The sequence below is a fragment of the Streptomyces sp. NPDC059917 genome (assembly GCF_042730635.1).
Lineage (GTDB): Bacteria > Actinomycetota > Actinomycetes > Streptomycetales > Streptomycetaceae > Streptomyces.
Genome location: NZ_JBHWLC010000100.1, coordinates 20607 through 27112, shown reverse-complemented (window position 1 = coordinate 27112; position 6506 = coordinate 20607). Strand labels below are relative to the sequence as shown.

Annotated in this window: 6 protein-coding genes and 1 pseudogene; all 7 read right to left on the bottom strand. The window is 75.3% G+C overall.

Annotated elements, in window-relative coordinates:
- Positions 1–143 (bottom strand): annotated as a pseudogene (locus tag ACFWAR_RS35090) (tryptophan synthase subunit beta); the annotation flags it as partial.
- Entirely contained in the window at positions 140–1000 is an 861-nt protein-coding gene (gene trpC / locus ACFWAR_RS35085) for an indole-3-glycerol phosphate synthase TrpC (RefSeq protein WP_385786383.1), read from the bottom strand. The pseudogene ACFWAR_RS35090 and the gene trpC, both read right to left, overlap by 4 nt.
- A gap of 91 nt (positions 1001–1091) precedes the next feature.
- Positions 1092–2120: an anthranilate phosphoribosyltransferase gene (trpD, locus tag ACFWAR_RS35080; RefSeq protein ID WP_385786380.1), complete on the bottom strand. Its 1029-nt coding sequence runs from the start codon at positions 2118–2120 to the stop codon at positions 1092–1094.
- Entirely contained in the window at positions 2117–2755 is a 639-nt protein-coding gene (locus ACFWAR_RS35075; protein WP_385786377.1) for an anthranilate synthase component II, read from the bottom strand. Before ACFWAR_RS35075 ends, trpD begins: the two co-directional genes overlap by 4 nt.
- Entirely contained in the window at positions 2752–4254 is a 1503-nt protein-coding gene (locus ACFWAR_RS35070; RefSeq protein ID WP_385786374.1) for an anthranilate synthase component I family protein, read from the bottom strand. The genes ACFWAR_RS35075 and ACFWAR_RS35070 overlap by 4 nt, the downstream gene beginning before the upstream one ends.
- Positions 4251–5567, bottom strand: a complete 1317-nt coding sequence (locus ACFWAR_RS35065; RefSeq protein ID WP_385786371.1) for an ATP-grasp domain-containing protein — start codon at positions 5565–5567, stop codon at positions 4251–4253. The genes ACFWAR_RS35070 and ACFWAR_RS35065 overlap by 4 nt, the downstream gene beginning before the upstream one ends.
- A gap of 11 nt (positions 5568–5578) precedes the next feature.
- Positions 5579–6160: an NADPH-dependent FMN reductase gene (locus ACFWAR_RS35060; protein WP_385786368.1), complete on the bottom strand. Its 582-nt coding sequence runs from the start codon at positions 6158–6160 to the stop codon at positions 5579–5581.
- Between the last annotated feature and the right edge of the window lie 346 nt (positions 6161–6506).

The window sequence follows — 6506 nt, the reverse complement described above, 5'->3', positions numbered from 1 at the left end:
GCCTTCTCGTACTCGGCCGCAACCTCATCCACCGCGGCGACCAACGCCTCCGGAATGAACTTGCCACCGAAATCACCGAAATAGCCCTCGGCGTTCGGGACCGCTCCCCCCGCGTCCGGGAAGAAGGAAGTGGTGCTGGTCATGACCGGTTCTCCTCGGGGGTGTTCTCTGCGTTCTTCAGTTGCGCCACCAGCGCCGCCGGGTCGGGCGCGCGCATCAGCGTCTCGCCGACCAGGACCGCGTCCGCGCCGTCCGCGCGCAGCCGACGGGCGTCCGCCGGGCCGCGCACGCCGCTCTCGGCGATCAGCACCCGGTCGGCCGGGACCTGCGGGCGCAGTCGGCCGGTGAGCCCGAGGTCCATGCGGAAGTCGCGCAGGTCGCGGTGGTTGACCCCGATGTTCACGGCGCCGAGGGCGAGCGCGGTCCGCGCCTCCGCCTCGCTGTGCACCTCCACCAGGACGTGCAGGCCGAGGCCGGTCGCGTACGCGTACAGCCGGGCCAGCCGCTCGCCGGTCAGCGCCGCGACCACGAGCAGGACCGCGTCCGCGCCGAAGGCCCGGCCCTCCGCGATCTGGTACTCGTCGACGATGAAGTCCTTGCGCATGACGGGCAGGCCGACGGCCTCCCGTACGGTCGCCAGGTCCTCGGGACGGCCGCCGAAGCCCTCGGTGTGCGCGAGGACGGAGAGCGCGCAGGCGCCGCCCACCTCGTAGGCGCGGGCCAGCTCGGCGGGCCGGTAGTCGTCGGTGAGCGGGCCCTTGAGGGGGCTGCGGGGCTTGAGTTCGGCGATGACGCCGAGTCCGGGGGCGCGCAGGGCCGCGCCGAAGTCCCGTACGGGGGGAGCGGCTGCGGCCCGGCGCTCGATCTCGGCGAGCGGGACCTCGGCGCGGCGGGCCTCGGTCTGGCGGTGCGCCATGTCGATCAGGTCGGCCAGCAGGCTGCTGCCGGGCGGGGCCGCGGGCTCCGGGGCCCCGGGCTCCGGGGTGGTGGTGCGGGTCAACGTACGACTCCTCGTCGTGTCATGGGGCGTCGTGTCATGGGCGTCGCGTCACAGGATGCGCGTCACGCGGCTGCGCGTCACGGGGTGCGCGTCACGCGGCGGCCGGGACCGGTCTGCGGGTCGCTCCCACGGCCGTCCAGGCGTCGAGCACGGCGGCGGCGCGGCCGCTGTCGATGGCTTCGGCGGCGCGCGCGATCCCCGTGTGCCAGTCCTCGCAGCGTCCGGCGGCCCGCAGCGCGGCGGCCGTGTTGAGCAGCACGATCTCCCGGTGCGGGCCGGTCGCGCCGCCCAGGACGCGGCGTACGGTCCGGGCGTTCGCGGCGGCGTCGCCGCCGCGCAGGTCCGCCAGGGTGGCGGGGGCGAGACCCAGCTCGGCGGGGTCGAGCCGGTAGGAGGTGGTGCGGCCGTCGGCGAGTTCGACGACCCGGGACGGGGAGCAGGTGCTCAGCTCGTCCAGGCCGTCCTGCGCGCAGAAGACCAGCGCGCGCTCGGTGCCGAGCCGGTGCAGGACCTCGGTCATGACCTCCAGCAGGGCCGGGTCGGAGACGCCGAGGGTCTGGTAGCGGGCGCCGGCCGGGTTGCAGAGCGGGCCCAGCACGTTGAAGACGGTACGGACGCCCAGCTCGCGGCGGGGCCCGGACGCGTGCCGGAAGGCGGGCTGGAAGACGGGCGCGAAGAGGAAGGTGATGCCCACCTCGGCCAGGCAGGCGGCCGCCTCCGCCGGGCCCGCGTCGATCCGTACGCCCAGGGCTTCCAGGACGTCGGCGCTGCCGCAGGCCGAGGAGGCGCTGCGGTTGCCGTGCTTGGCGACCGGGACCCCGCAGGCCGCCGCGACGATCGCGGCGGTGGTGGAGATGTTGAAGGTGTCGTGGCCGTCGCCACCGGTGCCGCAGGTGTCCAGGACCCGGCCGTCGCCGGGCAGCCGGGTCCCGAAGGAGCGGGCGGTGGCGACGAGGCCGACGATCTCCTCGACGTCGGCGCCGCGGGCCGACAGGGCCATGGCGAATCCGGCGATCTGGCCGGGGGTGGCTTCCCCGGCCAGCACGGCGGCCATGGCGCGGCCCGCCTCGTCGCGGCTGAGGCGGCGGCCCGCCGCCAGGGTGCGCAGGGCGTTCTTCACCGGGCGGCTCCTTCGAGCGGGGCCGGGACCGGGACCGGTGCCGGGAGGCGGACCGAGTCGACGAAGTTGGCGATGATCCGGTGGCCCTGCTCGGTGAGCACCGACTCCGGGTGGAACTGCACGCCGTACGTCGGGTGCGCGCGGTGGCGCAGGCCCATGACGGTGCCGTCCTGGGCCCATGCGTGGGCGACCAGCTCGGGCGGCAGGCTCGCGGGGTCCACGGCCAGGGAGTGGTAGCGGGTCGCGGTGAACGGGTCGGGCAGGCCGCTCAGGACGCCCGTGCCGTCGTGCCGCACCCGGTCGGTCTTGCCGTGTACGGGGCCCACCCGGACCACGTCGGCGCCGAAGGCCTCGGCGATCGCCTGGTGGCCCAGGCAGACGCCGAGCAGCGGGAGCCGGCCGCTGAGCGCGCGGACGGCGGCGAGGCTGATGCCCGCCTGCCCGGGGCTGCCGGGGCCGGGCGAGATCAGGACGGCGTCGTGGGCGGCCAGTTCCGCGACGGTGACGCCGTCGTTGCGGTGGACGAGGGGCTCCGCGCCCGCCTCGGCCAGGTACTGGACGAGGTTGTAGGTGAAGGAGTCGTAGTTGTCGACGACCGCGATGCGCGGGGCCGGGACGGCCGCGGGGGTGCTCATGCGCCGGCCTCCGCCCGTTCCACCGCGGCGAAGAGCGCCTGCGCCTTGTTGAGGGTCTCGCGGTACTCGGCGGCCGGGTCGGAGTCGGCGACCACCCCGGCTCCGGCCTGGACCCACGCCTGCCCGTCGGCGATGACCAGGGTGCGCAGCGCGATGGCCGTGTCCAGGTCGCCGCCGGTGCCGATGAAGCCGAGCGCGCCGCCGTAGACCCCGCGCCGCTCCTGCTCCAGCTCGGCGATGATCTCCATGGCGCGGATCTTCGGAGCGCCGGAGACGGTGCCCGCGGGGAAGGTGGAGCGCAGCGCGTCGAGCGGCGTACGGCCCGCGGCGAGGTCGCCGCTGACCGTGGACGACAGGTGCATGACGTGCGAGTAGCGCTCGACCTCCATGAGCCGGTCGACCCGGACGGTGCCGGGGGCGGCGATCCGGCCGATGTCGTTGCGGCCGAGGTCGACGAGCATGACGTGCTCGGCGCACTCCTTCTCGTCGGCGAGCAGCTCCGCCTCCAGGGCCGCGTCGGCGGCGGCGTCGGTGCCGCGCCAGCGGGTCCCGGCGAGCGGGCGGGTCTGCGCCCGGCCGTCCTCGACCTTGACCAGGAGTTCGGGCGAGGCCCCGATGACGTGCCGGCCGCCGCCGAGGCAGAGGTGGAACATGTACGGCGACGGGTTGACGGCGCGCAGGTGCCGGTAGACGTCGAGGGGGGCGGCGGTCAGCGGCTTGCTGAACCGCTGGGAGAGCACGACCTGGAAGATGTCGCCGGCGCGGATGTGTTCGCGGGCGGTTTCGACCATGTCGAGGAAGCGCTCCTCGGTGGTGTGGGCGCGCCAGGCGGAACGGTCCTGCTGGTCGGCGTTGCGGGTGCGGGCCAGCGGTCGGTTCGCCGCGGCCGTGGCGGCCGCCGTGCCCGTGAGCCGGTCGCCGTAGAGCCGCTCGTGGGTCGCGCAGAGCCGGGCGACGGCGTCCTCGTAGGTCTCGGCGGCCGTGTCGTACAGGGTCGTGATCAGCACCCGGCGGGTGGCGTGGTCGAAGACGACCAGGTCGTCGGCCTGGAGGAACACCGATTCGGGCATGTCCGGACCGGGTCCGGGCGCGCTGGGCAGCCGCTCGAAGTGGCGGGCGCTCTCGTAGCCGAGGTAGCCCACGGCCCCGCCGTGGAAGGGCGGGAGTCCGGGCAGCCGGGCGACGTCGCGGTCGGCCAGCGGCTGGAGCGCGAGGAGCGGGTCCCCGTCGCCGAGCGGCAGCGGGCGGGTGCGGTGGGCGATGTAGGAGTACCGCGCGACGGCGACGCTCGTGTCGGTCCCGATGACGCTCTCCAGCAGCAGGCCCGTCTCGTCGGGTCCGCAGAGGCGGGCGAAGGCCGTCACCGGGGTGAGGGTGTCGGAGAGCAGCTCGATGTACAGCGGTACGAAGGCGTGCCGGGCGGCGAGGTCCAGCGCGGCCCCGGCGTCGGGCAGCACCCCCGCCCGCAGGTCGACGCCGAGGTCGACGGGGGCGCTCACGCGTCGGCCCCCGATCCGGGGATCGGATCCACCGCGCGGTCCACGGCGGCCTCGGCCAGGTCGAGGATCCGGGCGCAGTCCCGCGCGTCCGATCCGACGGCGACCAGCGCGGCGAGCCGCGGGATGGCCTGGCGGGGCGGCAGGAGCAGGGTGTCGCCGGGCCCGGCGAGCACCGCGGTGTGCGCGATGCCGGGCACGGCGGCCGCGGCGGTGAGGTCCAGCGGGCGGGCGAGGCCGTCGGTGGCCGCGTACACGAAGCGGACCTCGGCGGTGTTCCCGCGCGTCGGGGTCAGGTCGGGAAGTCGGCCGAAGGCCAGCTCGGCGGCGACGGCGACCAGGTCGATCCCGCTGGCCAGGGCGCTGATGAAGGGGATCAGGTCCCCGCCGAGGCGGGCGTTCAGCTCGATCAGGCGCGGGCCCCGGGAGGTGAGGCGGACCTCGGCGTGCGTGACGCCGGTGGTGACGCCGAGCACCCGGTGCACGCCGGTGACCAGCTCGCGGACCTCGTCGGCCCAGGGCTCGCCGTCCGCGGTGGCGACCAGGTGGCCGACCTCCTCGAAGTACGGGTCGAAGCCGAGGCGCTTCTTCGCGATGTGGACGACGTGGACCTCGCCGTCGTGGACGGCGCTGTCGATGCTGATCTCGGGGCCGTCGAGGTACTCCTCGACGAGGATGCCGTGGCCGGTGGGCAGCGTGGCGAAGGCGGCGCCGTCGGCGAGGGCGAAGGCCGCCCGCACCTGGCCCTCGTCGTCGGCGCGGGTGACGCCGATGCTGCCGGCGAGGGCGCGCGGCTTGAGGACCACGGGATAGCCGAACTCGGCGGCCGCCAGGGCCGCTTCGTCCGCCGTGGTGACGAGCCGGTGGCGCACCGCGGCGAGGCCCGCGTCGGCGAGCAGCGTGCGGGTCGCGTACTTGTCGCGGCAGCGGCCGGCGGCCTCGGCGGACAGGTGCGGCAGCCCGAGCTTGGCGGCGGCCGCGGCGGTCGCCTCGACCGCCGTCTCGTCCCAGGTCAGCACGGCCGCGGAGGCGATGTCGGGGCCCGCGAGGGCGAGTACGGCATCGGCGATCGCGACCGGATCGGACAGGTCGGTGACGGCGTGGGAATCGAGGTACTCGCGCTGCCAGTCCGGCTCCGCGGAGAGCACCGCGGAGAGGGTGTAGCGGGCGTGCAGGGACGCGAAGGAGTACGCGCGGTACGGGCGCCCGCCGCTGCCGACCACGATCAGCCGCGGGGCGGCGGAGGCGGGCGGGCAGGCGGCTACGGACTCGGGAACGGCTACGGGCCCGGGCGGGGGCGGGGAGTGCGAGGTCATGGCCGCGCCCCTCAGACCTGGGCCGCGTCGGACGCGTCGAGCGGCGCGAGGAGCTCGGTCAGCTCGTCGAGCACGCCCTTCAGGTCGCCCGCGAGGTCGGCCGGGGCGTGGAAGACGGACGGGTCGGCCGGGTCGGTCAGCTCGCCGACACCGGGGACGGACAGGCTGCGCTCCGCGGCGCGGAAGCCGATCCGGGTGAGGATCGGGCGCAGCATCTCGACGGCCGGCACGCCGCCCGAGGGGCCCGCGGTGTAGCTGAGGAGGGCGACGGGCTTGTCCTGCCACTCCTGGTACAGGAAGTCGATGGCGTTCTTCAGCGGCGCGGTGAAGGCGCCGTTGTACATGGGCATCACGAAGAGGTAGGCGTCGCCGCGGGAGACCGTGGCGCTCCAGTCCTTGGTGTGCTGGTGGACGTACGCGCCCTCGGACGGGTGCCCGGGCTCGTCGAAGAAGGGCAGGGCGGCCTCGGCGAGGTCGACGGTCTCGATCTCGAAGCCGCCGTGGCGGCCGGCCTCGGCCGCGGCCCAGGTGGCGACGGCGGGGCCGACGCGGCCGGGGCGGGTGCTAGCGATGACGATCTGCAGGCGGGGCATGCGGTTTCTCCCTGGTGGACGTTCCGGTGGTCACCGCGGATCGTCCGGAGGGGCGTGGGCCCCTGCAGTGATCCGTAGGTAAGCAGCCGAGCGGGGCCCCGCGCAACCGGATCCGGCCGCCCCGGACGGTCCGAGCCGCTCCTTCGCCCTGTTCTGTCCGCTTCTGGCTGCCGCAGGCTCCCTGGCGCATTCACGACAGCCGTAAACGCGCAGCCCGGGACGCGGGTCCCGCCGGGGGCGCCGCTGCCACAGTGAAGGCACGTCACCGCGGATCACACCGCTTCCCGCACTCCCCCGGGCCGCCGCCATCGGGCCCGCTCCGGAATCGCCCTCCTCTTCGCGCATT

Excerpts from the sequence above, each read along its gene's own strand:
- ACFWAR_RS35075 (WP_385786377.1), bottom strand. The coding sequence starts at position 2,755 with ATGAGCACCCCCGCGGCCGTCCCGGCCCCGCGCATCGCGGTCGTCGAC.
- ACFWAR_RS35065 (WP_385786371.1), bottom strand. The coding sequence starts at position 5,567 with ATGACCTCGCACTCCCCGCCCCCGCCCGGGCCCGTAGCCGTTCCCGAG.
- ACFWAR_RS35060 (WP_385786368.1), bottom strand. The coding sequence starts at position 6,160 with ATGCCCCGCCTGCAGATCGTCATCGCTAGCACCCGCCCCGGCCGCGTC.